Origin of the sequence: Kordiimonas marina (assembly GCF_023006325.1) — a bacterium.
Taxonomy (GTDB): domain Bacteria; phylum Pseudomonadota; class Alphaproteobacteria; order Sphingomonadales; family Kordiimonadaceae; genus Kordiimonas; species Kordiimonas marina.
Genome location: NZ_JAINDF010000001.1, coordinates 642,523 through 664,715, shown reverse-complemented (window position 1 = coordinate 664,715; position 22,193 = coordinate 642,523). Strand labels below are relative to the sequence as shown.

Genomic DNA, 22,193 nt, shown 5'->3' with positions numbered 1-22,193 from the left:
GAGCACCCAAATGGCAATCGAAGATATTGTAATCCCGCAGATGGGAGAATCGGTCGCGGAAGGCACCATCGGCACCTGGCTGAAGAAGGTGGGCGACGCGGTCGCCGCGGACGAGCCGATTGTTGAAGTGGAGACCGACAAGGTCGCGATGGAAGTGCCGAGCCCTGTGGCCGGTGTCATCACCGAACTTGTTGTTGCCGAAGGCGACACAGTGGAAATCGGCGCGCTGATCGCCCGTGTGGACACGGAAGGCAAAGCCAGTGCAGCGTCTGCCGCGGCGCCCGCAGCAGCCCCGGCTGCCGCCCCGGCCGCCAAGGCCGCAGCCCCGGCAGAAAAGCCTGCGACTGTCTCAACGGTTGAAGGTCCCGCGCCTGCGAAGGCCCATGCGGACCTGATGCCGATGTCCCCGGCTGTTCGTCGCATCGTCGACGAATATAACCTCGACCCGACCTCGATTGTCGGTACCGGCAAGGATGGCCGCCTGACGAAGGGTGACGTGCTTTCCGCGATCGAAGCTGGCACCGCCCGCCCGTTGTCGGCCCCGGCAGCCGCCGCTGCACCGGCCGCAGACAAGGGCCCGCGCGAAGAACGGGTGAAGATGACCCGCCTCCGCAAACGGATCGCTGAACGCCTGAAGGACGCGCAGAACACCGCCGCCATGCTCACCACCTATAACGAGGTGGACATGACTGCGATCATGGAAGCGCGCAACAAATACAAGGACCTGTTCGCGAAGAAGCATAACATCAAGCTCGGCTTCATGAGCTTCTTCACCAAGGCCTGCTGCCTGGCGCTCAAGGAAGTGCCGGCCGTCAACGCCTTCATCGAGGGCGATGAGATCGTCTATCACAACTATGCCAACATCGGTGTTGCGGTTTCCGCCCCGAACGGCCTTGTTGTGCCGGTTCTCAAGGACGCGCAGGACATGTCCTTCGCCGACACTGAAATCGGTATCGCCACCTATGGCAAGAAGGCCCGTGACGGCAAGCTGACCATCGATGACATGCAGGGCGGCACCTTCACCATTTCGAACGGCGGTATCTTCGGCTCGCTGATGTCGAGCCCGATCCTGAACGCGCCGCAGTCGGCCATTCTGGGCATGCACAAGATCCAGGACCGTCCGATGGCGATCGGCGGCCAGGTTGTGATCCGTCCGATGATGTATCTGGCGCTGTCCTACGATCACCGCATCATCGACGGCCGCGAAGCCGTGACCTTCCTGGTGCGCGTGAAGGAAGCCCTTGAAGACCCGACCCGCCTGCTGTTGGACATGTAAGGCGGCTGGTCCGGACTGAGTGAATGAGTAAAATGGGTGGGGGCCGAAATCCCCGCCCATTATTTCGACAAGAAGGGACAAAAAGAATGTCTGATGCTTTCGACGTAGTAATTATCGGCGCTGGCCCCGGTGGCTATGTCGCGGCCATCCGCGCCGCTCAGCTTGGCCTCAAGACCGCGTGTATCGACAAGCGCGACACCTTGGGCGGTACCTGCCTCAATGTCGGCTGTATGCCGTCGAAGGCGCTCCTGAATGCCTCGCACCTCTATCATGAGGCCGCGCATGACCTCGGCAAGTTCGGCATCAATGTGAAAGGGGTCTCCTTCGACCTCAAGGAAATGATGGCGACCAAGGACAAGACGGTCGAAGGCCTGACGGGCGGCATCGAATTCCTGTTCAAGAAAAACAAGATCACCTGGCTCAAGGGCACCGCAAGCCTGAGCGCTAAGGATACGGTCAAGGTCGAGCTCAACGACGGTGGCACCGAAACGTTGAAGGCGAAGAACATTGTCATTGCCACCGGTAGTGATGTCGCCAGCCTGCCGGGCGTCGAGATCGACGAAAAGCAGATCGTCTCCTCCACCGGCGCGCTGAGCCTGCCGAAGGTGCCGAAGCATCTCGTGGTTATCGGCGGTGGCGTGATCGGGCTGGAGCTTGGCTCGGTCTGGCAGCGTCTGGGGTCGGAAGTCACCGTGGTCGAATTCATGGACCAGGTTCTGCCGGGCATGGACGGTGAGGTTCGCAAGACCTTCGGCCGCGTGCTCAAGAAGCAGGGCTTCACCATGAACCTGTCCTCCAAGGTCACCTCGGTTGAGAAATCCAAGTCCGGCGTCAAGGTAACGTTCGAGCCCGTCAAGGGTGGGGACGCCACCACGCTCGACGCTGACGTGGTTCTCGTCTCCGTTGGCCGTCGGCCGTTCACCGCAGGCCTCGGCCTTGAAGCCGTTGGCGTGGACATGGATGAGCGCAGCCGGGTTAAAGTGGCACACGACTTCTCCACCAACGTTCCGGGTATCTGGGCGATCGGTGATGTGATCGAAGGCCCGATGCTGGCGCACAAGGCCGAGGACGAAGGCGTTGCGGTTGCTGAAAATATCGCGGGCCTTTCGGGCCATGTGAACCATGACGTCATTCCGGGCGTGGTTTACACCCACCCGGAAGTGGCCTCTGTCGGCAAGACTGAAGAGGACCTGAAGGCCGCGGGCGTTGACTATAACGTCGGCAAGTTCCCCTTCACCGCCAACAGCCGCGCGAAGGCGAACCTGGATACCGAAGGCTTCGTGAAAATCCTCGCCGACAAGAAATCCGACCGTGTGCTCGGCGTTCATATCATCGGTGCTGACGCTGGCAACATGATCGCCCAGGCGGCGACCGCGATGGAATTCGGCGCCTCGGCTGAAGATATAGCCATGACCTGCCATGCGCACCCGACCGAGACCGAAGCGGTCAAGGAAGCGGCGCTCGCGGTTCATAACCGTCCGATCCATATGTAATCGGCACAGGTCGTTCAAAGACACGGAAATCCCGGTCCCCGAGTGAGGGGCCGGGATTTTTGATTCTGGTGAGTTTTTTCACGTTTTGGGCTGCGCTTTCGTTTCTGAAGCGTATGATGATCCACAATTATAAATAAACATAGGTGGTATCTATGAGGGTATTTTCGCATATTCTGACGGCGGCTGTGGCACTCAGCCTTACGGCTTGCGCGGGCGAAACTAAGGCGCCTGAAGTTACCAGCAAGGTGCCCGCCCCCTCCAAGACCATCGCCATGCTGGCGGTGAATGACGTCTACCGGATTGAGGGTGTTGATGACGGCAAGCGCGGCGGTCTTGGCCGGATTGCCTGGTTGCGCCACCGCCTTGAAGCGGAAACCGGCGCGCCCGTGCCGCTGATGCACGCGGGTGATTTCCTGTCACCGTCGCTCTATAGCCTCAGCAATGTCGGTAATTTCGCGGGCGCGGAAATGGTCGATGTCCTCAACCGCATGGACGGCAACGCAAAGGCCTTCGACCCGCTTATGTTCGTCGATATCGGCAACCATGAATTCGACAATACCAGGTGCCAGCAAGGCGAGGGGCTCAAGAATTTTACCGACCGGGTGCAGGAATCCCAGTTTCACTGGCTGTCCGGCAACCTGGACTATTCCGCTTGCAAGGGCGCGGATGGCCTCAGGAATGGCCCGATCCACGATGCGCAGATCTTCACGGCGGGCGGCATCAAATTCGGCATATTCGGGCTTACGGTGGACTTTGAAGGCAATACCCCTGCCGACAAGCGCCATGGCCCCAAGATCAGCCCGGACTATGCCGCCTATGCCAAGCGCCTTAGCGCTCAGCTTCGCGCGGCGGGCGCCGAATTCGTGATCGGCCTCACCCACCTGGATTGGGCGTGCGATGTGGCGCTCCTGCAGTCCCTCGGCAAAGATGGGCCGGACCTGATCATGGGCGGGCATGACCATGTCCAGATGGCGCATTTCGTGCCGGAGAACCCAGTGCCGGGGCAAATGTTCCGCGCGGTCTATAAGGCCTCCTCCGACGCGACCGATGTGGCGGTCTATCATTTCTGGCGCGGGGCTGACAGCAAAGTGCATTACCGCTATGACCCGGTCGACATGGATTTCCGCGTGCCGGAGGACAAGACAGTCGCCGCTGACGTGAAAGCGTGGGAGAAACGCTTGGCCACCAAGGCCTGTGCAAACAAGGCGCCTGATTGCCTGCAGACGGAGGTCGGTAAAACGGCCTACGCGTGGGCGCTCAAGGAAGCTGAAAACCGCGAGAATGAGACCCGTGTCGGCAACTGGTTCACCGACCTGATGCGGGAACAGGCTGATGCATCGGGCGGTTTCTGTGCCGGGAACAAGGGCACGGTCGCGCTCATCAACTCCGGCACCTTCCGGCTCAATTACGACGTCTCCAAGGGGCAGCTTCTCCGCCGGGAACATGTGCTGGCCACCATGCCGTTCGGGGCGGACCTGACCGAGCTATGTGTGGACGCCTCCACTCTGCGCGCGGCGGTCGCCCAGGGGCTTAATGCGCCAGGGCAGGGCCGATACCCGCATTTCTCCGGGATGCAGGTCACTTACAAGCGCACCACCGGGAAGGAGGCGGACATCATCTCACTCAAGGTGAATGGGCAAGAGGTTCCGGCAGGTGCCACGGACAAATTCCTCATGGTTACGGGCAGTTATATGGCGGCGGGCAATGACGGCTATCCGTTCGGCGATATCCAGGGAGACGCGAATCGGCGGAAGCTCCACAAAGACCTGGCGCAGATTGTCCCGCAGCGGATCAATGACCAAAGCATGACACCCGCGATCACCGATGCCAACCGCCGCAAAGTCCACCTGCCATCGGCGGTGGACACCATGGTGCCGACCTGCAGCGCCGGCGGATATGCCGAATGACAGGGGCTGAACGCCAATAGGGTCACTAACAAAGGGGCTCAGGCGAACAGCCGGGCCCCTTCATGATGCAGAAGCCATGATTTGCGCTCTATGCCGCCCGCGTAGCCCGTGAGGCTGCCGTCCGCACCGATGATCCGGTGGCAGGGGTGGATAAGGCAAATGGGGTTGCGGCCGTTCGCACGCCCGACTGCGCGGGGGCTTGAAGAAAGTTCAGCCGCAAGCGCGCCATAGCTTGTCGTCGTGCCCGCCCGAACCGTCCTTAAAGTCTCCCAGACCTTCTGTTCATAGGGTGTGCCAAGGGGCGCTGTCTCAAGGCCATCGAGCGCATCGCGGTCCCCGCCGAAATAGCTGTCGAAAGCCGTTTTGATGGAAGCGGGCAGGGATGCTTCCGTGGGGCGCAAGCCGTCGTAATATTGCTTTAGCTGGCGCGTGACCCGTTCCGCCCGGTCAGCGAATTCGCAGATCACGATCACCTCACCATCCAGCACCAGGGTCAGGGCGCCAAGCGGTGTTTCATATATTGATGTCATCAGGTCGGTCATGTCGGACTAGAGCTAAAGCGCGCCAAACAGGTAGCCGGAGGCAATGAGCGTCAGGGTGATGCAGACGAAAGGCGTCAGCGCCATATGAGGAACCGGGTCGCCTGCGCGCATGGCACGGGTGAAATGGATGGCGGAGCGGATGCCGGTCAGCGCGGTTGCGCACCCGGTGATGACCACGGCCATCACTTCCATCTCGGTATGGCTGGTGGCGGGCCAGAATTTGAACGCGGCGAATATCAACATCAGCGACAGGACCGCGAACGACGCATAAAGCCCCGCGAGGCTCCAGCCACGCAGGCGGTCATGATTAGATGTTGGGTGTTGTTCACTCATACTCAGGCCCTTCTGAAGGCCTTATCATACACATCCTTAAGCCGGGCGCTATCGACTTCGGTATAGACCTGGGTTGCCTTCAAATCAGCGTGGCCCAGCAGCTCCTGGATCGTGCGCAGGTCCCCGCCGCGGGACAGGAGGTGGGTCGCGAAACTGTGGCGCAGCGCGTGTGGGGTGGCGCTTGCAGGCAGGCCGAGGATGGCCCGCACCTTCTGCATCGCGCTTTGGATTGTGCGCGGGTTCAAGGGCCCGCCGCGCTTGCCGACGAACAGTGGCCCGTCAGGGGTAAGCACATAAGGGCATAGGTCACGGTAGGCTTTGATGGCGTCCCGTACGATAGGCAGGACGGGTACCACGCGTTCCTTGCCGCGCTTGCCGACAATGCGCATGGTGTCGCCCGTCGGCACGCTTGCAGGCGTTATCGACAAGGCTTCCGAGATACGGAGGCCGCAGCCATAAAGAAGCGTGATAACGGCGGTATCGCGCGCGGCGACCCAGTCCTCATCCGCGAAATCACCCACTGTTTCCATCACCGACCGGGCGCCTTCTTCCGTGAGCGGTCGCGGCACCCGGTGCGGCAGTTTCGGGCCCTGGATCGCGCGGATAGCGTCATTCTCTATCCCGTGGGTGCGCGCGAGGAAACGATAGAAATTGCGGATCGCCGACAGGGTCCGGGCGCTTGAACGCGCACTCACGCCGTCCCCCCGCTTGTGGGCGAGGAAGGCGCGGAAATCCCGAACGGTCAGCCCTGCCAGCATTTTCGGCGTGATGATGCTTTCACGGTATCCGGCGAGGAAGGCGAAAAAGTCGCCCAGGTCGCGGCTGTAGGCTTGCAGGGTATGCGGGGACAGGCGTTTTTCGCTAGTCAGATAGCGGCGCCATTCAGCCACCAGCGCTTGCGCGGCCGCATCGAGGGCGGCCAGGGTTTCGGCGCTGATGGTGGGGTCTTCGCTCACGGCTTGCTGGCGGGATACCTGAGACGGCCGAGGAAGCGGCTGACGGACGGCATGTTTTCACACGCCTTGCGCATTTGGAACTTGGCCTTTTCGAACTGCATGACATTTTCGATGCGGCGGTCAAGGAAGGCCCAGGTATCTTTGAAGCCTTCGCTGTCGTCGTTCAGCCAATAGAGGAGCACGGCAGCATACACGGCGCTCAAGGTGGCGCGCTTGGTGTACCAATTATGGTCGGTCGAGGTGTCGCCGATCGCGCGCCAGATACGGTCGGCCGTGCGCCAGCCGGCTTTGGTGCCGCGGGCAAGGTTCGGCGGCATGGCGTGGGCGGCAACACCGCGCTTGATCGCCTCACGGGCCTCGGCATTCTGTTCAAGCCGGATGCGAATCGCCTGGGTGATCTTGTCGCGAATGCGCATATTCTTGAGGTCGAGGGCTTCGATGGCGGCAACCATGCGGTTGTCCGCGTCCAGAAGCATTTCCTCAAGCACGTCCATCGCCCCTTCAGGGTAGGCAAGCTCAGCCATTTCAGGGCTGATGCCGATATCCGCTGCTGCGGCCCTCAGGGCCTTTTCGTTCCAGCCATCAAACGGGACATGCGCCAGCATCGCTTCAAGAAGCGGCTGCCTCAATTCTTCCGGTGTGCGGTCTTCTGCCATGGTGTGGGCCTCTTACCCTTCCCTAACGTTAGGGGATGATTCGTGCCCTCAGTCCTATCATGGATGGTACGCGCGTGCGAAGGGGCATTGTGCCGCATTTTGCATTCGGGCGGCCTTTTTGCTATACTTAGCTTATGTAAGGAAGGTCGTAACGGGCGGCAGTAGCGGTCCGAAGGCTTTTTTTGTGAAAATAACTTGTGCGAATACGGGCGCTTTGCTATAGGACCAGCCACTAATGGCCTGCAGGCTCGCGTCTGTAAATTCAAGCCTTAGAAAGGAGTGTGTAACCCATGGAGGTTACCGTTCGTGATAATAACGTGGACCAGGCCCTTCGTGCCCTGAAGAAAAAGCTTCAGCGTGAAGGCGTGTACCGCGAGATGAAAATGCGTCGCTTCTACGAGAAGCCCTCTGAAAAGAAGGCCCGTGAGCAGGCAGCGGCCGTCCGCCGTGCCCGTAAACTGGAGCGCAAGCGCCTTGAGCGCGATGGTCTCGTTGTGAAGGGCCGCTAAGCGACCCGGTCACACGACCCGACGAATCAAAAGCCCCTTGGAACTGATGTTCCTAGGGGCTTTTTCTTTGTCTCCGGTTGGTGTTCTCGCGTTCCGGCGAGCGGATATCACTGTCCTGTATGGGGCGGTAGGCAGGGGGAACCATGAAACACCTTGCTGCCGCCGGACCTCTAGGGCATTGTTTGCTCATGCAGAAATCGGAATCAGCACAAGAGTCTCCCACGATCAGCGACGCCCAGCTTGTGGCGTGGATCGATGCACTTGAGGCGTATGCGCGGGACTGGGACGCGACCTTCGAAGGTCAGCCTTACTATTTTACGCAGGAATTCTGGTATCTGTTTGTGGGGGTCGTCACCAACGCATGGCGTGGCCGACCTGTTACCGTGAGTGCAGCAAACCAGTTCATGAAAACGGGCTCTACCCGTACGCGGGAGGAGCGGATCAAGAAAGCCGTTCAGGATGGGTTCCTGCTTAAAGTGCCGGGCAATGACGACAAACGCACAATGTTTCTGACCCCTTCGCCAGAACTGGAACGGCTGATCCGCGGGCACCTCGGACGTACTTACAACCGGGTCCGGCAGGCCTTTGTTCCCGAAGGCTGAGCTGAAGGCATTCGCCATGGCAGGTGCTGGGGCTACCCGCTTAACTCTCATCCTGAAAAATACCCGCAAATATTGCGGCTAATTCTTCTGCATTCTTTGCTGTTTTTTCCAAAGCCCGCAAGGTGAAGGCTGTCCTCAGGGAAATGGGAAAAGTGGGAAGTGAAAATGAGGATTTACCGGACTCTAGTATTGTCCAGCTGTGCAGTGGCGGCAGTTCTTGCCAGTCCTGTGCAGGCTGCCGATAAAAAGACCGACAAAGCTGTACCCAAGGGTACAGCCAAGGATACAGGTATGCTGGAGGAGATTGTCGTCTCCGCACGCCGCAAGCTTGAAAACCTGCAACAGACGCCGGTGTCGGTTTCAGCACTTGGCGAAAATCAGCTGGACCGGCTTCAGGCCACTGACATTGGTGACCTGCAGAATTCTGTGCCGGGGCTGACCATCCATGTCGGCGATGCCTCCAATGTGGTCGCTTACATCCGTGGTGTTGGGCAGATTGACAGTCTGGCCTTCGCGGATCCCGGTGTTGGCATTTATCTGGACGATGTCTATCTCGGGCGGGCACAGGGTGCGTTCCTGGATGTTTATGATGTTGACCGCATTGAAGTGCTACGCGGCCCCCAGGGCACCCTTTATGGGCGCAATACCATCGGCGGTGCCATCAAATATGTCAGTAAGCAGCCTGACAATGTGTTTGCCGGACGTGTTGAAGCTACCGTCGGAGATTATGGTCAGCGACGGGTTAAGGCCGGGCTCAATGTGCCAATTGTGGAGGGCAAGCTGTTTGCTAAGGCTGCTGTAGCCTACGACGGAAGGGATGGTTATGCCACCAATCTGGCGACAGGAAAAAGCGATGGCGACAAGAAAAGCCTGAGTTTCCGCCTAGGTGTGCGTTGGCTTGCGACAGATGCGCTGACCGTGGACTTGAGCTTCGACCAGTCTGAAGATAATAGCGATACCTCGCGCACGCCGAATAGGGAAACTTCAGTCTTCGGGATCGTTCCGGCGAGCGATAACCCGCGTGAGGTTGATGCTGATTTCAACGACCTCAATCGGTTGAAGACCCGGGGTTGGTCCGGCAGGGTGACCTACGACCTCAGTGATACCACCAGCTTCAAGTCGATCAGCGCTTACCGGGAAATGAATTATGATACCCATCTGGATCTGGATGCCACGGCGTTGCCGCTCTTTGGCGTGTTTGTCGACGAGGGCCAGGATCAGTTCAGCCAGGAGCTTCAGTTAAGCCATACCGCTGCGAGCGGCTGGTCGCTTATCACCGGACTTTATTATTTTACCGAACATGATGTGACCATGTCGGGCATTTTCGGACCGGCGATTGCGTTCATTTCAAATTCGCTTAACGACCAGACCAACAAGAGCTATGCAGCCTATTCGCAGCTTGATTATCCGGTGAATGACCGCCTCAGCCTGACCCTGGGTCTGCGCTATACCTACGAGACCAAGGATTTCGCGCGAATTCAGGAATTCTATGGCGCCGATACGCCGATGGTGCCGGTCCTTGGCACCGGGGCGCGCGTGACGGATTTTTCGGTGAATGCAAACTGGAGTTCTCTGTCGCCCAAGGCCGGGCTCGACTATAAGCTCAGTGACAATAACTTCCTCTATGCCAGTGTATCTAAGGGCTTCAAGTCGGGCGGGTTCGACGGCCGCTCCAACTCCGCCAACCAGGCGGTGCCCTATAATCCTGAAACGATGTGGGCCTATGAGGTTGGCAGCAAAAACACACTGTTGGACGGCAGGATGTCGGTCAATCTGGCCGCTTTCTACAATGATTATAAGAATCTGCAGCTTTCCAGTTTTGTGGCCGACCAGAATGGGAATTTCAGTGCGCTTTTCACCAATGCGGGTGCCGCCAGCATTAAGGGGCTTGAACTGGAGCTGAAGGTCCGGCCGACTGAGGCTTTAAGCCTCAATGCAGCTGTGAATTTCACCGATGCTCACTATTCGGAATATATCGGCCCTGGCGGCGTGGACATAAGTCACGAGCGCAAGCTGGTGAATACGCCTAAGTGGACCCTGTTCCTGGCAGGCGACTATGAAATTCCGTTCGCCTCCGGTGCCACGCTCGGGCTTCATGGCGATATCGCCTACCGCAGCAAGACCTACCCAACGGTCAGCAGCAGTGAAATTCTGGCACAGCCTGGCTATGCCGTGGCGAATGCCGAAATTCGCTATAGCTCGCCAAATGAGACCTGGCAGATCTATGCCGGGATGAAAAACATCACCGACAAGGCTTACCGCACCCATGGCTTCGACCTTTCCGACAGCCTTGGTTACCAGTTGGCCTATTATGGCGCGCCGCGGACCTGGTCGGCTGGTGTGGTATACCGCTTTTAGGATGGACTGAATGCCTGATATCGACCCGGAAACGCGTGTGTTCCTGGACCAGCTGAACAGTGCCGATGGCCCTGAGTTCGACAGTCTGACAGTCGCGGAAAAGCGTGCAGGGCTGGATGCCTTTTTCGCAGATGCGGCCCCGAGTGCCCCGAAGGCGGATGTGGTGGATATCGACATCCCAGTGCGCGCGGGCCGCACGGTTTCGGCAAGTGTCTTTTCCCTCCCCGGAAAAGAAGCCCGTCTGCCGGTGCTCTTCCTGATCCAAGGAGGAGGGTGGGCACTGGCAGGCAGGGCGGCTTATGGACCGCTTGCCCGCCTTCTTGCAGACAGGTTGGGACGCGTTGTTGTGGTGGCAGATTTCCGACTGGCTCCCGAGCATCCGTTTCCTGCCGGTCTTGAAGACTGTATTGATGTTTACAAATGGGTGAGGGCACATGCCGGTGAAATCGGTGGCGACGCTGAGCGGATTGCATTGATGGGGGACAGCGCTGGGGGAAACCTGGCCGCGGCCTTATGCCTGTCAGATGAGGTGAGCGCTGCTGAAAGGCCCGAGGCGCTTGTGCTTGCCTATCCCATGACCGATATCCGGCCGGATGCTGCATGTTATGCATCCCGCCGTGAGCTTGGGGGCGGAGACTATTTCCTCACCACTGGTTCGATCGATTGGTCTGCGGAGGTTTATACAGCAGGGGGTACCAATTCCGGGCACCCGCTTGTCTCAGTCATTTGCAATGACCAGCTCGGCAGATTACCGCTTACACTTGTGCTGACGGCGGGTCTTGACCCTCTCAAGGATGAAGGCCGGATATTCTGCCTGCGAGCCGTCGCTGGCGGGGCCAATGCGGTGCATCGGGAATATGCCGGCACCATACATGGCTTCCTGTCTTTCTTCCATGTGTTGCCGGTTGCCTATGAAGCACTTGCAGATATTGCCGCTTTTCTGAGGACCTAGTCCTCAGGCCAGCATTTCTTCCTTGGGCTCAGGCAGGCTGAGCAGAGAGAGCGGTTCCAGCTTGTCGTCTGATGTTTTTAGGTAATAGCCATAAGGCCCGCGCGCGATCACCAGTTTCTGGCGCTTATGACCTTCGACGCCGATGTAAAACTCGAAGCGGCCGCAGCGGATGCCTTCGATGGCTTCTTCCTGGGGGATTTCCCAGAAGCTGCCGTCGTAACTGGGGACATAAAGGTGTGTCACCTGTTCGAAACTGTTGAGGCTTTCGTCTTTTCTGACTGCGCTGACATCATACGTACTGGGCATACCGTGTCCTCTGACTTGAAACTGGCGAATGTATCGGTTGCCTGAAGAAAGGGGCGCCAGCTTGCCTGAAGGCACCCTCTGAATTTCTACTTTAGTTTGGAAATCTTGCCATTGTCTTAGGGACTAGAAGGGCTTTGTCTAAAAATGTCAGTACCTTGCGGATGATGCCCAAAAGAAAAGGGCGATCCGAAGCCGGACCGCCCACTGGGTACTCAATACTTTTTTATCGTTTTAAAAGACTTTCAAGCTGCCTTAGTCGAGGTCGAACTTGATGCCCTGCGCGAGCGGCAGCTCGTGGCTGTAGTTGACCGTCGAGGTCTGGCGGCGCATGTAGGCGCGCCACGCGTCGGAACCGCTTTCACGGCCGCCGCCGGTTTCTTTCTCACCGCCGAAGGCGCCGCCGATTTCAGCGCCCGACGTGCCGATGTTGATATTGGCGATACCGCAATCCGAGCCCGAGGTGCTGATGAAGGCTTCGGCTTCCCGTACATCGGTGGTGAAGACCGCCGAGGACAGGCCCTGCGGCACGGCGTTTTGCGTGGCGAGGGCGGCGTCAAAGTCGGTGTATTTGACGATGTAGAGGATCGGCGCGAAGGTTTCTTCGCACATGCTCGGGGTCTGTTCGCTCAGCTCAACGATGGCCGGCTGGACATAATAGCCGTCCGGGTATTCGTTGCTGAGGACACGGTCACCACCGGTAACGGTGCCGCCTTCGCCGCGCGCGGCTTCAAGGGCGTGCTGCATGTTCTCGAACGAAGCTTTGTCGATCAGCGGACCGACGAGCGTGCCGGCCTTGAGCGGATCACCAATACGGATGCTGCCGTAAGCTTTCTTCAGGCGCGGTACCAGATTGTCATACACATCAGCATGGACGATCAGGCGGCGCGTGGTGGTGCAGCGCTGGCCGGCGGTGCCGACGGCGCCGAACACGATGCCCGGGATCGCCATGTCGAGATCGGCTGTCTGCGTGACGATGATGGCGTTGTTGCCGCCCAGTTCCAGCAGGCATTTGCCGAAGCGTTCTGCTACACGCGGGCCAACCTGGCGGCCCATGCGGGTGGAGCCGGTCGCGGAGATGAGTGGCACGCGGGTGTCATCCACCAGCGCTTCGCCGACATCGCGCATGCCGATAAGGACATGGGACAGGCCTTTGGGCGCATCATCGCCGAATTTCTCGATCGCGCGTTCCAGGATTTTCTGGCAGGCGAGGGCGGTCATCGGGGTTTTTTCCGACGGCTTCCACAGGACGCTGTCACCGCAGGCGAGCGCGAGGGCGGTGTTCCAGGCCCAAACGGCGACCGGGAAGTTGAAAGCGGAGATGATGCCGACCGGGCCAAGCGGCTGCCAGTATTCGCGCATATGGTGGCCCGGACGTTCGGACGCGATGGTCAGGCCGTAAAGCTGGCGGGAAACACCGACCGCGAAATCGCAGATGTCGATCATTTCCTGAACTTCGCCTTTGCCTTCTTCCAAAATCTTGCCGCATTCGGCGGTCACGAGGGCGCCAAGGGCATCCTTGTTGGCGCGAAGCTCTTCACCCAGCAGGCGGACAAGCTCACCGCGGCGCGGGGCCGGGACGCTGCGCCATGCCTTGAAGGCGGTCTCAGCTTCAGCGATTTTGGCCGAAACCGTTTCCGGGGTGTCCATCTGGACCTTGCCCATCAGGCCGCCGTCGATCGGTGACCGGACTTCAAGGTTACCGTTTTCGAACATCGACGGGTCAATACCCATTTCTTTGAGGATGTCAGCTACACGCGCTTGCATCAGTATTCTCCTTAAATCACTTGTTCCTGAGACCCGTCAGCGTGGCCGTGGGGCCGATGGCTTCCGGATCTACCATAATTTCAATGAGGGCAGGTTTGCCCGCGGCTTGCGCGGCCTTGAGGGCCGGCGCGAAATCTTCTGTTTTCTCAACCCGTGTGGCGAAGGCGCCGAAGCTTTCGGCGAATTTCACGAAATCGGGGTTCGTCAGTTCCGTACCGGAGATGCGGTAAGGGTAATTGCGTTCCTGGTGCATCCGGATGGTGCCGAGCATACCGTTGTTGAACACCAGGAAGATGACATTGGCCTGATAGCGGACGGCTGTTGCCAGCTCCATTGAGCTCATCATGAAGCAGCCATCCCCCGCGCAGGCGATCACGGTACGCTCAGGCGCGATGATCTTGGCGGCGATGGCAGCGGGTACGCCGTAGCCCATGGCGCCAGAGGTCGGAGCCAGCTGGCCCGGGAAAGTCCGGTAGCGGTAGAAGCGGTGCAGCCAGGCGGCATAGTTGCCGGCGCCGTTACAGAGGATGGCGTCCTCCGGCAGTGCGTCGCGCATATATTCATAGAGGCTGGCAAGCTTGACCGCGCCCGGGTTGTCATTGGGGGTAGTCCAGGCTTCGAACGCGGCGCGGTCGGCCTTGGTGCTGTCCGCCCACGTGGCGCTGTTTTCAAACACCATATCGGCCAGCATGGGCGCGATGGTGGTCGGCGTCGCGTTGATGCCCAGCGTCGGGTGGTAGACCCGGCCCAGTTCCTCTGCGCCCTGATGGATATGGATCAGGGTTTGTTTGGGAACCGGCACGGAAAGGCGCTCATACCCACCCGTCGTCATTTCCCCAAGCCGTGGGCCGAGGACGAGCAGCACGTCAGCATCCTGCATCCGCTTCACAAGCGCGGGGTTGGCGCCGATACCCATGTCACCGATGTAGTTCGGGTGGTTGTTGTCGAACCGGTCCTGGCAGCGGAACGAAACCGTGACAGGCAGGTTGTTCTTTTCGGCGAAGGCCTCGACCTGTTTAACCGACGCGGCATCCCAGCCGCTGCCGCCCAGCATCAGGAGCGGGCGTTTGGCGCCGTCCATCAGGCGCTTGAGTTCCGCCATGTCCTCAGCCCCCGGATGCGCCTTGGCCGGGCGGTAGGGGAGGCAGGCTTGGCGGTCGGTCAGGGCGCGCAGCATGTCCTCGGGTAGCGCGAGCGCAACGGGGCCCGGGCGGCCGGAGGTGGCGACGCGGAAGGCGCGGCCGACATATTCGGCGACCCGTGAGGCGTCGTTGATCTCGGCGGTCCATTTGGTGACTTCACTGAGGAAGCGGCGGTAGTCCACTTCCTGGAAGGCTTCCCGTTCAACCTGGTCGGCAGCGACCTGGCCGATCAGCATGATCATCGGCGTGCTGTCCTGGAAGGCGGTATGCAGACCGATGGTCGCGTGCGTGGCACCAGGCCCGCGGGTGACAAAGCAGATGCCGGGGCGGCCGGTCATCTTGCCGTAGGCTTCGGCCATGTTGGCGGCCGAGGCTTCGTGCCGGCAGGTGATGAATTTCAGCTGCTTTTCGGCGTCATAAAGCGCATCAAGCGCGGCGAGGTAGGATTCGCCCGGCACGCCGAAGGCAAGGTCTGCGCCGTTTGCCATCAGTGCTTCGATGAGGGCCTGTCCCCCCGTGATTTGTGTATCCGTCATGGCCGCACCTTAAAGGTCAATATTATCTGCACGGATGCTTATGCCAGCGTCCATCAGGCCGTGCAGCCATTTTTTCGCTTCCATGGGGTCGGTCAGCCCGGCATGGACACCAGGGGTGAAGAAACCGCGGCGGACAGCCTTGATCGCCTGCGCAACCGTGAGCGACACGGTGCGGGCCATGGCGGTCTGCCACCCACTGCCGACTTCATCGAGCGCGAGTGCGGCGGACCAGATATCCTTGCCGCTCTCGTCCTTGACCGTCAGTGCCACATAAAGCACCACCCGGTCTTCTTCACCATCAGCATAGCTATAGTCCTGCCATAGCTGTTCGGACATGGCCTTCAGGCTGTCCATGTCGGCGGTTTCGACCTTGGTGAAAATGTCGGCCCAGGCTTTTTTCCAGCCCGCCTGGCGGAGTGTGCCGCGGACGAAGGTCTCAAGGCCGGTTTCGCCCTCAAGGCCGTATTCCTCGACATAGGGCAGGCTGTTGCGGTTGGGGTAAACCTCAAAGGTTTCTCCCGCGATATCCAGCTCGGACACGGCTTCCCAGGCTTTCTCGGTCACCTTCTCGGCGCCGCCTTCGATGCTGCGGGCCTGGTTCTTGAGCGCCTTGAGCACCCCGAAAGGCGTCCAGGAGAATTTGTAGGTGAAATCGGTTTTCTCGGCCGGGATGCCGCCGCAGTGGGAGACGAACGCTACCGTGTGGCCTTTGCCGAGAACGCCTGCCTTACGGGCTGCGTCCACCAGGATGTGAGCGAACAGATGGTCGATGCCCGGGTCGAGCCCGACTTCGTTTACGAAGGCCAGCCCCTTGTCCTTGGCGGCTGCATCGAACGCGCGCATGGCGTCATCGACATAGCTGGAGGTCACGAGGTTCGCCCCGACTTCGAGCGCGATCTCTGCCACGGTGGCATGGAGGGTGGCGGGCAGCATGGAGACGACGATATCGCCCGACTTGATCTGGCCTTTGAAAGCCGCGACCGAGGCGTCATCGCCAAGATCGAGTTTGCCGATCCCAAGTTTATTGCCGCCACTGACATGGCCCGCCAGCATCTTGGCGCGTGCGTCGGTCATGTCCCAGACCGTGACGTTGCCGAGTTCGGAGGCGAGGGCCACAAGGCCGGGGCCGGATGCGAGGCCTGCGCCGATCCAGTGAATATGGGTACTGTCAGTCATACTAGGAAGCCTTCCGTTCGGTCATGGCGGCGCAGGCCTTCTGGTAGGCCGCATCGCACGCGACCCAAACCGGGTCGTTGTGCCAATCCGCAAGTGTTTTCAGGTAAGGGAAGATCATGCCCGCGAACTCTATACTGGCTTCGGTCGGCAATAAAGACGGCAGATTGTCGATGGCGATCAGGTCCAGTGTCCCGGTACCGGTTTCAACCTCAAGCGCAGGGGATTTCCAGCGCGTCGGCTCGCTATAAAGCGGCAGCGGGTTGAAATCGCTGAACGGGTCGCAGGAAACGTCGGAAATGACGTTGAGGCGCGCGCCTGGCTTGAAATGATCCTTGGTCAGGAACGGCGGGATCATATGATCGACGAAGGTGCAGTTGACCAGAATGTCATGATCCAGGATGGCGTTCCGGTCGATATCCGCGGTTTCCTTACGGCCCCAGCGGGTGACCTCAATGCCGTGGCGCTCAAGGATCTCCACAGCGCCCGTGCCGCTGCGGCCCGACGCGCCAATCACCAATGCTTTGGGTGCAGCACCGTCGGCCTTGCGACTTTTGATAAGGGCGTCGAGGGCGTCGGCGCTTTCAAACGGGGTCAGACCTTCCCCAATGAGTGAGGCGCGCCCGGCTTCGCGGTCGTACCACTGCATCAGCGCAAGCGCCGCGCCCATATAGCCAGCCCAATAGCCAAAGGCGGCGACACGGCGGCCGTTCGGCTCAGTCATATATTCAATGTCGAACAGCGCGCCGCCGCCATGCAGGAAACGGTCGAGCAGCGCCTGCCAGCCTGCCTGTTCCTTATAGGCGTGGGCGAAATAGATATGGCGGTGCATGAGCGTCTGCGGCTCACTCGGCAGTTCCTTCAGGCCGAGGATGACGGCATCTTTGGGGGCCTGCAGCCATGCGCCGGGCTCGGACATAGTGCAGCCGGCGTCTTCATAAAGCGCGTCCGCGAAAATGCGTTTTTGGGATTTTTCGACCACGACACGAATGCCGGCGTCGATCAGCTTTTTTGCTCCGTCAGGCAGAAGTGGGGTGCGCCGCTCAGTTGCGCGCGCCTCATCACGAAGCCATAGAGTCAGTTTTTTCATTCCACCACTCACTAGTAACTTTTCCGTCCCATATGACGATTCTATTCGTGAAAGTGATGGTTCGAAACTGCGCTTTAGTATATTGTTTCCGTTAAATTGACGGAATTATCGTCTTTTTGTCGGCAAAATGCCGGTGAATTTTCTTGCGGCCAATGCCTTGTGTCCGATGGCGGCGCAGGGATTGTTTCGATGCCTTGAGGAGGTCCTTATGCTGGATGCGACAGACGAAAAATTGCTCAGGCTTTTGACGGCTAACAGCCGCGAAGCGACGTCCTCCCTTGCGCGGAAACTGGGGCTTTCACGCTCCACCGTGCAGGAGCGAATCAACCGCTTGATCGACAGAAAGGTGATCGCCGGCTTCACGGTCAAGACCCATGAGGAATATGAGGGCAAGCTGATCACGGCCCATGTGCTGGTCTCAATCGACCAGAAATATGCCCAGCAGGCGATCGGCCTGATGAAGACCCACTCGCATATCAAGACCATGTATGTGGTCAGCGGCGCCTACGACCTGATCGCCATCGTTAAAGCCCCCAAAATGGAGGAGATCGACCAGACGCTCGATTTCATCCTCGGCATCAACGGTGTGAACAAGACCAATACCTCGCTGGTGCTGTCAGCCAAGAAGGAAAGCTGACCTTCATTCGGGCTGCGGGTGTCGCAGGCTCGCAATAGTTTCACCAAGGCGTGAGAAAGGGTGACTGTATAAGCCTTTGAGAAAAATCTAAGAGGGATGATGCGTGTAGCGGCACCAAGTGGGGGGACACGAAGCGTGCAGCAGAATAAGACAGATGAACTGAATGGCCTGATGCCGAGCCCGGCTGTGGCGCAGCGCCTGAGGCATGATGCCCGGTACGGCCTGGCCGAACAGGTAGCGCCAGGGGTGCTGCGTGTGCTCGCGGACAATGCCAAGGACTATACCGGTGCGGGCACCAACACCTATATCGTCGGTGATGACAGCGTCATGATCATCGACCCCGGCCCCGACTGCCCGGCGCATATGGCGGCCGTGATGCGGGCGGTGGGCACCCGGCCGATTACCGGTATTTTCGTCACTCATACCCATCAGGACCATAGCCCGGCGGCCAGGGCCTTGAAGGCTGTGACAGGCGCGCGGACCTATGGCTTCGGGGCGCTGTCACCTGACATTCTCGCCCTGACGGATGAAGATGTGGACCCGGATTTCGAACCCGATGAACGCCTCGCCGACGGCCACTGTGTTGGGGACGGCATGTGGCGGCTGACAGCCCTGCATACGCCCGGCCATTTTCCCAACCACCTTTGTTACCAGCTTGCCCATCAGGGGCTTTTGTTTTCAGGCGATCATGTCATGGGCTGGTCGACCACCGTGGTGGTGCCGCCGCTCGGCAACCTCGCCGATTATATGATGAGCTTGGGCAAGCTGGAGGCCGAAAGTGCGCGCCTGATGCTGCCGAGCCATGGCCCGGAAGTCGCGGACCCCACGGGCCGTATCCAGGCCGTACGGGCGCACCGGCTGATGCGGCATGACCAGATCATCGATTGCCTCAGACGTGGCATCAGGGATGTGGACGCCATCGTGGCTGAAATCTATGTCGGCCTGACCCCGCGCCTGATCGATGCCGCCAAGGGCTGTGTGCGCGCGCACCTTGAGCTGATCGAAAAGGGCGGCGCGGCCGGAGAAAAGCCCGCGTATCCCGTCTCAAGACCTAACGCGCCGTCAGCGACTGCCTGACGCTCCCAATCTCAGAATGTCAGGGTGAATTTGGCGCCGCCGCCCTCGCGGTCGGATAGGCTGACAGAGCCGCCGTGGGCGATCATCACCTGGCGTGTCAGCGCGAGGCCGACGCCGCTGCCGTCCCGTTTGGTGGTGAAGAAGGGCACGAAAACCTTCTTGATGATATCGGCGGGTACCCCTGGGCCATTGTCGGCAATTTCGATGGCCGCGTGGCCACGGCGGTTGAGCCGGGCGGTGAGCCAAACTGTTGCCCCTTCAACACCTTTCAGCGCCTGTTCGGCATTCTGCAGCATGTTGATGAGGATCTGTTCGATCATGTCTCGGTCGGCGGAGATATCGAGCTCGCTCGGCTCGACATGAACGGTAAGCGCGAGGCCTTTTTCCTCCCAGTTTTGAGCTGCAAGGCGGGTCACGTCCGCGAACAGGTCTTCTATGCGGATCAATTTCTTGTCCGGCGGCGGCAGGCGGGTCAGGCGCCGGTAGCTGGAGACGAATTGCATCAGGCTGTCAGACCGGCGCGCGACCGTTGTGACAGCGTCGCGCACGTCGGCCAGTTCATCGACGACTTCGGGGTTGTCAGGCACGCGGCTCGCGGCGTCTTCGACCAGGTCGACTGCGGTTTTGGCGAGGCTGGCCACCGGGGTGATCGAGTTCATGATCTCATGGGTCAGCACGCGGACAAGGTCCTGCCAGGCTTGCAGTTGGGCGACGTCCAGTTCGCTCTGGATATCCTGCAGGCTGATCAGCTTTTCCGTGCGGCCGCCGATCACCAGCTGGCTGGCGGAGATGGTCAGCTGTTGTTCGAGCCCCTCTGCAGCGAAAGTGACAAGCCGTCTTTCGCCTGCCTGCAACACGGTCACCTGCTTGGCCAGGTCCGCGCCGAACTGCTGCAGGTCGGCTAGCTTGGTAACGTGCGCGCTGCCGAAAAGCCGCCGGGCGGCGTTGTTCCACAGCGTGATATGGCCGTCGGCATACAGCGAGATCAGCGGCGCAGGTACGTGTTCGAGCAGCGCCTTCAGGTGCTTGAGTTCCGCTTCCTGGCCTGAGCGGACCGCCTGGAAGCGCTGGAGAATATCAGTGAAGGTGTCCCCCAGTTCACCAAAGCCGGAACCGAGGCTTTGAAGGTTGAAGCGCTGGCTGAAATCGGCATAGCGCGCGGCATCCAGAAAGCGGGTGACCTCGGCATTGGTTTTGGAGACGAACTGCACCATTTCGGTGGTCAGCCCGGCAGCGACCCCGAAGGCGAGCAGCGTGGCGGCATGATAGCCGGGGATGATGATCAGATAGACGAAGCCCAGAAGCGTCAGCATGATCAGGATCAGGCGACCGGCGAGCAGGAGGCTGAATTTCTTAAAGCCCATGCTTTTCCATCCTCCGGTAAAGGGCGGCGCGGGTAAGGCCCAGTTCCTTGGCGGCATGGCTGATATTGTAGCGGTGCCGCTTGAGCGCCTGTTCGATCGCGCGCTGTTCCAGCCGGTCCAGGTTCAGGTCGGCGTCCTCCGTGTCTTCCACAAGGGCGGGCGCTTTCACGTCGGCTATCGCACCCGGCTGGTTGGGCTGGGCATCAAGCTGGAAGTCAGATGCCTCGAACGCCTCGCCTTCCGAGAGGATCACTGCACGCTCCAGCGCATGGCGGAGTGCCCGCACGTTGCCGGGCCAGTTGTAGGCCTTGAGGGCCTCTACGGCGCCTTCGCTGAAAGGCTTTTCCGGCTTGCCGTATTTGCGGGCATAGAGGCCGGCATAATAGCCGGCGATGGCCGGGATATCGCTGGCCCGGTCCCGGAGCGGCGGCAGGGGGATTTCGACGGTATTCAGCCGGAACAGCAAGTCCTGGCGGAAGATATCCTCATCATGCAGCTTTTCGCGGGGCACGTTGGTTGCCGCGATCACGCGGATATCGATGGGAACGGTGCGGTTCGAACCCACGGGCGCGACCTGCCTTTGTTCCAGAACGGTCAGGAGCTTGGCCTGAAGATGCAGCGGCAGGTTGCCGATTTCATCGAGGAACAGGGTGCCGCCGTTCGCGGCCTCAAGCCGTCCGACCCGGTCATCGCGGGCATCGGTGAAGGCGCCTTTCTTGTGGCCGAACAGTTCGCTTTCGAACAGGCTTTCGGCCACCGCGCCCAGGTCCACCGACATGAACACCTTGTCGGCGCGGTGAGACTGGCGGTGCAGTTCACGCGCGACCAGTTCCTTGCCGGTGCCGTTTTCACCGAGGATCAGCACGTTGGCGTCCGTCGGTGCCGTGCGGCTGATGAGCGACAGCACCGCTTTGATCGCCTTGCTTTCGCCGATGATCGGCTGCTTTGGCTGGGCCGCGACTTCAGCAAGCGCACGGTTGGTTTTCTTGAGCTCTTCGGCTTCGGACCGGCTGCGGCGCAGCTTGACGCTGGCGGACAGGGTCGCCACGACTTTTTCATTCTGCCATGGCTTGGCGATAAAGTCGGTGGCGCCCTTTTTCATGGCATCGACCGCGACATCGACACCGCCGTGGGCAGTGATCATCACCACCACGGCCTGAGGGTCGATTTCCAGGATTTTGCCGAGCCAGTAGAAGCCCTGGTCGCCCTGGGATTCGCCGGGGCCGAAATTCATATCCAGAAGGATGGCGTCGAAACTGTGGTTCGCCAACATCTCCGGGATAAACTCGGGCTTGTTGCAGGTTATGACCTTGTCATAATGCCGTTTGAGGAGCAGTTTTCCTGCCGTCAGGATGTCGTCGTCGTCATCGACGATCAGGATTTTCCCGTCTTTGGTCGCCATTCGGCTTTCTCCCTGGCCGGCATTTGTCGGGCCGGTTTTTTTATCTGTCCGGCTCTCTGTTTGGTTCTGGCCGGTCCTCGCTTTTGTCTGTTCGGAACCGTACAGAATGTGTTCGATA

Annotated in this window: 20 protein-coding genes; 9 read left to right on the top strand and 11 right to left on the bottom strand. The window is 59.9% G+C overall.

Going from position 1 to position 22,193, the window contains the following annotated elements:
* The first annotated feature begins 10 nt into the window (after nt 1–10).
* The 3 genes from odhB (at nt 11) to K6118_RS02980 (ending at nt 4,676) form a co-directional block, all read left to right on the top strand.
* Nucleotides 11–1,276 (top strand): 2-oxoglutarate dehydrogenase complex dihydrolipoyllysine-residue succinyltransferase, encoded by a 1,266-nt coding sequence (gene odhB, locus K6118_RS02990; RefSeq protein ID WP_247118728.1) that lies wholly within the window; start codon nt 11–13, stop codon nt 1,274–1,276.
* Nucleotides 1,277–1,362: 86 nt separating this feature from the next.
* Nucleotides 1,363–2,769, top strand: a complete 1,407-nt coding sequence (gene lpdA, locus K6118_RS02985; protein ID WP_247118727.1) for a dihydrolipoyl dehydrogenase — start codon at nt 1,363–1,365, stop codon at nt 2,767–2,769.
* Nucleotides 2,770–2,921: 152 nt separating this feature from the next.
* Nucleotides 2,922–4,676: a bifunctional metallophosphatase/5'-nucleotidase gene (locus K6118_RS02980; RefSeq protein ID WP_247118726.1), complete on the top strand. Its 1,755-nt coding sequence runs from the start codon at nt 2,922–2,924 to the stop codon at nt 4,674–4,676.
* Between the two features lie 38 nt (nt 4,677–4,714).
* Here the strand turns inward: K6118_RS02980 and K6118_RS02975 are convergent, their stop codons facing one another.
* The 4 genes from K6118_RS02975 to K6118_RS02960 are packed head-to-tail and all read right to left on the bottom strand — an operon-like array spanning nt 4,715 to nt 7,163.
* Nucleotides 4,715–5,206, bottom strand: coding sequence for a methylated-DNA--[protein]-cysteine S-methyltransferase (locus K6118_RS02975; RefSeq protein WP_247118725.1), 492 nt, complete (start codon nt 5,204–5,206; stop codon nt 4,715–4,717).
* Between the two features lie 24 nt (nt 5,207–5,230).
* A complete protein-coding gene (locus tag K6118_RS02970; protein ID WP_247118724.1) occupies nt 5,231–5,551 on the bottom strand; it encodes a hypothetical protein in 321 nt (106 codons plus the stop codon).
* Between the two features lie 2 nt (nt 5,552–5,553).
* Nucleotides 5,554–6,507, bottom strand: coding sequence for a tyrosine recombinase XerC (locus tag K6118_RS02965; protein WP_247118723.1), 954 nt, complete (start codon nt 6,505–6,507; stop codon nt 5,554–5,556).
* Nucleotides 6,504–7,163, bottom strand: a complete 660-nt coding sequence (locus K6118_RS02960; protein WP_247118722.1) for a COQ9 family protein — start codon at nt 7,161–7,163, stop codon at nt 6,504–6,506. Before K6118_RS02960 ends, K6118_RS02965 begins: the two co-directional genes overlap by 4 nt.
* Nucleotides 7,164–7,453: 290 nt before the next feature.
* Here K6118_RS02960 and rpsU point away from each other — a divergent pair, with 290 nt between their 5' ends.
* From rpsU to K6118_RS02940, 4 genes are all read left to right on the top strand, one after another.
* Nucleotides 7,454–7,672 (top strand): 30S ribosomal protein S21, encoded by a 219-nt coding sequence (rpsU, locus tag K6118_RS02955; RefSeq protein ID WP_020401352.1) that lies wholly within the window; start codon nt 7,454–7,456, stop codon nt 7,670–7,672.
* A gap of 143 nt (nt 7,673–7,815) precedes the next feature.
* Nucleotides 7,816–8,274, top strand: coding sequence for a helix-turn-helix domain-containing protein (locus K6118_RS02950; protein WP_247118721.1), 459 nt, complete (start codon nt 7,816–7,818; stop codon nt 8,272–8,274).
* A gap of 291 nt (nt 8,275–8,565) precedes the next feature.
* The gene (locus K6118_RS02945) at nt 8,566–10,632 is read left to right on the top strand and encodes a TonB-dependent receptor (protein ID WP_247118720.1); all 2,067 of its coding nucleotides are present in this window, start codon (nt 8,566–8,568) and stop codon (nt 10,630–10,632) included.
* A 10-nt stretch (nt 10,633–10,642) separates the two neighbouring features.
* Nucleotides 10,643–11,584, top strand: a complete 942-nt coding sequence (locus tag K6118_RS02940; RefSeq protein WP_247118719.1) for an alpha/beta hydrolase — start codon at nt 10,643–10,645, stop codon at nt 11,582–11,584.
* A 3-nt stretch (nt 11,585–11,587) separates the two neighbouring features.
* Here the strand turns inward: K6118_RS02940 and K6118_RS02935 are convergent, their stop codons facing one another.
* The 5 genes from K6118_RS02935 to K6118_RS02915 form a co-directional block, all read right to left on the bottom strand.
* Nucleotides 11,588–11,890: a DUF3892 domain-containing protein gene (locus K6118_RS02935; protein WP_247118718.1), complete on the bottom strand. Its 303-nt coding sequence runs from the start codon at nt 11,888–11,890 to the stop codon at nt 11,588–11,590.
* 252 nt (nt 11,891–12,142) lie between these two features.
* Nucleotides 12,143–13,621 (bottom strand): L-piperidine-6-carboxylate dehydrogenase, encoded by a 1,479-nt coding sequence (gene amaB / locus K6118_RS02930; RefSeq protein WP_425531533.1) that lies wholly within the window; start codon nt 13,619–13,621, stop codon nt 12,143–12,145.
* 49 nt (nt 13,622–13,670) lie between these two features.
* Nucleotides 13,671–15,332, bottom strand: a complete 1,662-nt coding sequence (locus K6118_RS02925) for a thiamine pyrophosphate-binding protein (RefSeq protein WP_247118716.1) — start codon at nt 15,330–15,332, stop codon at nt 13,671–13,673.
* 9 nt (nt 15,333–15,341) lie between these two features.
* Nucleotides 15,342–16,508, bottom strand: a complete 1,167-nt coding sequence (locus tag K6118_RS02920; protein ID WP_247118715.1) for a saccharopine dehydrogenase family protein — start codon at nt 16,506–16,508, stop codon at nt 15,342–15,344.
* 1 nt (nt 16,509) lies between these two features.
* The gene (locus K6118_RS02915; protein WP_247118714.1) at nt 16,510–17,595 is read right to left on the bottom strand and encodes a saccharopine dehydrogenase; all 1,086 of its coding nucleotides are present in this window, start codon (nt 17,593–17,595) and stop codon (nt 16,510–16,512) included.
* Nucleotides 17,596–17,803: 208 nt separating this feature from the next.
* Here K6118_RS02915 and K6118_RS02910 point away from each other — a divergent pair, with 208 nt between their 5' ends.
* Together K6118_RS02910 and K6118_RS02905 are read left to right on the top strand one after the other, a co-directional pair.
* Nucleotides 17,804–18,232 (top strand): Lrp/AsnC family transcriptional regulator, encoded by a 429-nt coding sequence (locus K6118_RS02910; protein WP_247118713.1) that lies wholly within the window; start codon nt 17,804–17,806, stop codon nt 18,230–18,232.
* A gap of 135 nt (nt 18,233–18,367) precedes the next feature.
* Nucleotides 18,368–19,309, top strand: a complete 942-nt coding sequence (locus tag K6118_RS02905; protein ID WP_247118712.1) for an MBL fold metallo-hydrolase — start codon at nt 18,368–18,370, stop codon at nt 19,307–19,309.
* An 11-nt stretch (nt 19,310–19,320) separates the two neighbouring features.
* On the opposite strand, the gene K6118_RS02900 is transcribed toward K6118_RS02905, so the two are convergent.
* Together K6118_RS02900 and K6118_RS02895 are read right to left on the bottom strand one after the other, a co-directional pair.
* The gene (locus K6118_RS02900) at nt 19,321–20,673 is read right to left on the bottom strand and encodes a sensor histidine kinase (RefSeq protein WP_247118711.1); all 1,353 of its coding nucleotides are present in this window, start codon (nt 20,671–20,673) and stop codon (nt 19,321–19,323) included.
* Nucleotides 20,663–22,075, bottom strand: a complete 1,413-nt coding sequence (locus K6118_RS02895; RefSeq protein WP_247118710.1) for a sigma-54-dependent transcriptional regulator — start codon at nt 22,073–22,075, stop codon at nt 20,663–20,665. Before K6118_RS02895 ends, K6118_RS02900 begins: the two co-directional genes overlap by 11 nt.
* Nucleotides 22,076–22,193: the final 118 nt, after the last annotated feature.

Coding starts and splice junctions, on each gene's coding strand:
- odhB (WP_247118728.1), top strand. CDS start 11: ATGGCAATCGAAGATATTGTAATCCCGCAGATGGGAGAATCGGTCGCG.
- lpdA (WP_247118727.1), top strand. CDS start 1,363: ATGTCTGATGCTTTCGACGTAGTAATTATCGGCGCTGGCCCCGGTGGC.
- K6118_RS02980 (WP_247118726.1), top strand. CDS start 2,922: ATGAGGGTATTTTCGCATATTCTGACGGCGGCTGTGGCACTCAGCCTT.
- K6118_RS02975 (WP_247118725.1), bottom strand. CDS start 5,206: ATGACATCAATATATGAAACACCGCTTGGCGCCCTGACCCTGGTGCTG.
- K6118_RS02970 (WP_247118724.1), bottom strand. CDS start 5,551: ATGAGTGAACAACACCCAACATCTAATCATGACCGCCTGCGTGGCTGG.
- K6118_RS02960 (WP_247118722.1), bottom strand. CDS start 7,163: ATGGCAGAAGACCGCACACCGGAAGAATTGAGGCAGCCGCTTCTTGAA.
- rpsU (WP_020401352.1), top strand. CDS start 7,454: ATGGAGGTTACCGTTCGTGATAATAACGTGGACCAGGCCCTTCGTGCC.
- K6118_RS02950 (WP_247118721.1), top strand. CDS start 7,816: ATGAAACACCTTGCTGCCGCCGGACCTCTAGGGCATTGTTTGCTCATG.
- K6118_RS02945 (WP_247118720.1), top strand. CDS start 8,566: ATGCTGGAGGAGATTGTCGTCTCCGCACGCCGCAAGCTTGAAAACCTG.
- K6118_RS02940 (WP_247118719.1), top strand. CDS start 10,643: ATGCCTGATATCGACCCGGAAACGCGTGTGTTCCTGGACCAGCTGAAC.
- K6118_RS02935 (WP_247118718.1), bottom strand. CDS start 11,890: ATGCCCAGTACGTATGATGTCAGCGCAGTCAGAAAAGACGAAAGCCTC.
- amaB (WP_425531533.1), bottom strand. CDS start 13,621: ATGGGTATTGACCCGTCGATGTTCGAAAACGGTAACCTTGAAGTCCGG.
- K6118_RS02925 (WP_247118716.1), bottom strand. CDS start 15,332: ATGACGGATACACAAATCACGGGGGGACAGGCCCTCATCGAAGCACTG.
- K6118_RS02920 (WP_247118715.1), bottom strand. CDS start 16,508: ATGACTGACAGTACCCATATTCACTGGATCGGCGCAGGCCTCGCATCC.
- K6118_RS02915 (WP_247118714.1), bottom strand. CDS start 17,595: ATGAAAAAACTGACTCTATGGCTTCGTGATGAGGCGCGCGCAACTGAG.
- K6118_RS02910 (WP_247118713.1), top strand. CDS start 17,804: ATGCTGGATGCGACAGACGAAAAATTGCTCAGGCTTTTGACGGCTAAC.
- K6118_RS02900 (WP_247118711.1), bottom strand. CDS start 20,673: ATGGGCTTTAAGAAATTCAGCCTCCTGCTCGCCGGTCGCCTGATCCTG.
- K6118_RS02895 (WP_247118710.1), bottom strand. CDS start 22,075: ATGGCGACCAAAGACGGGAAAATCCTGATCGTCGATGACGACGACGAC.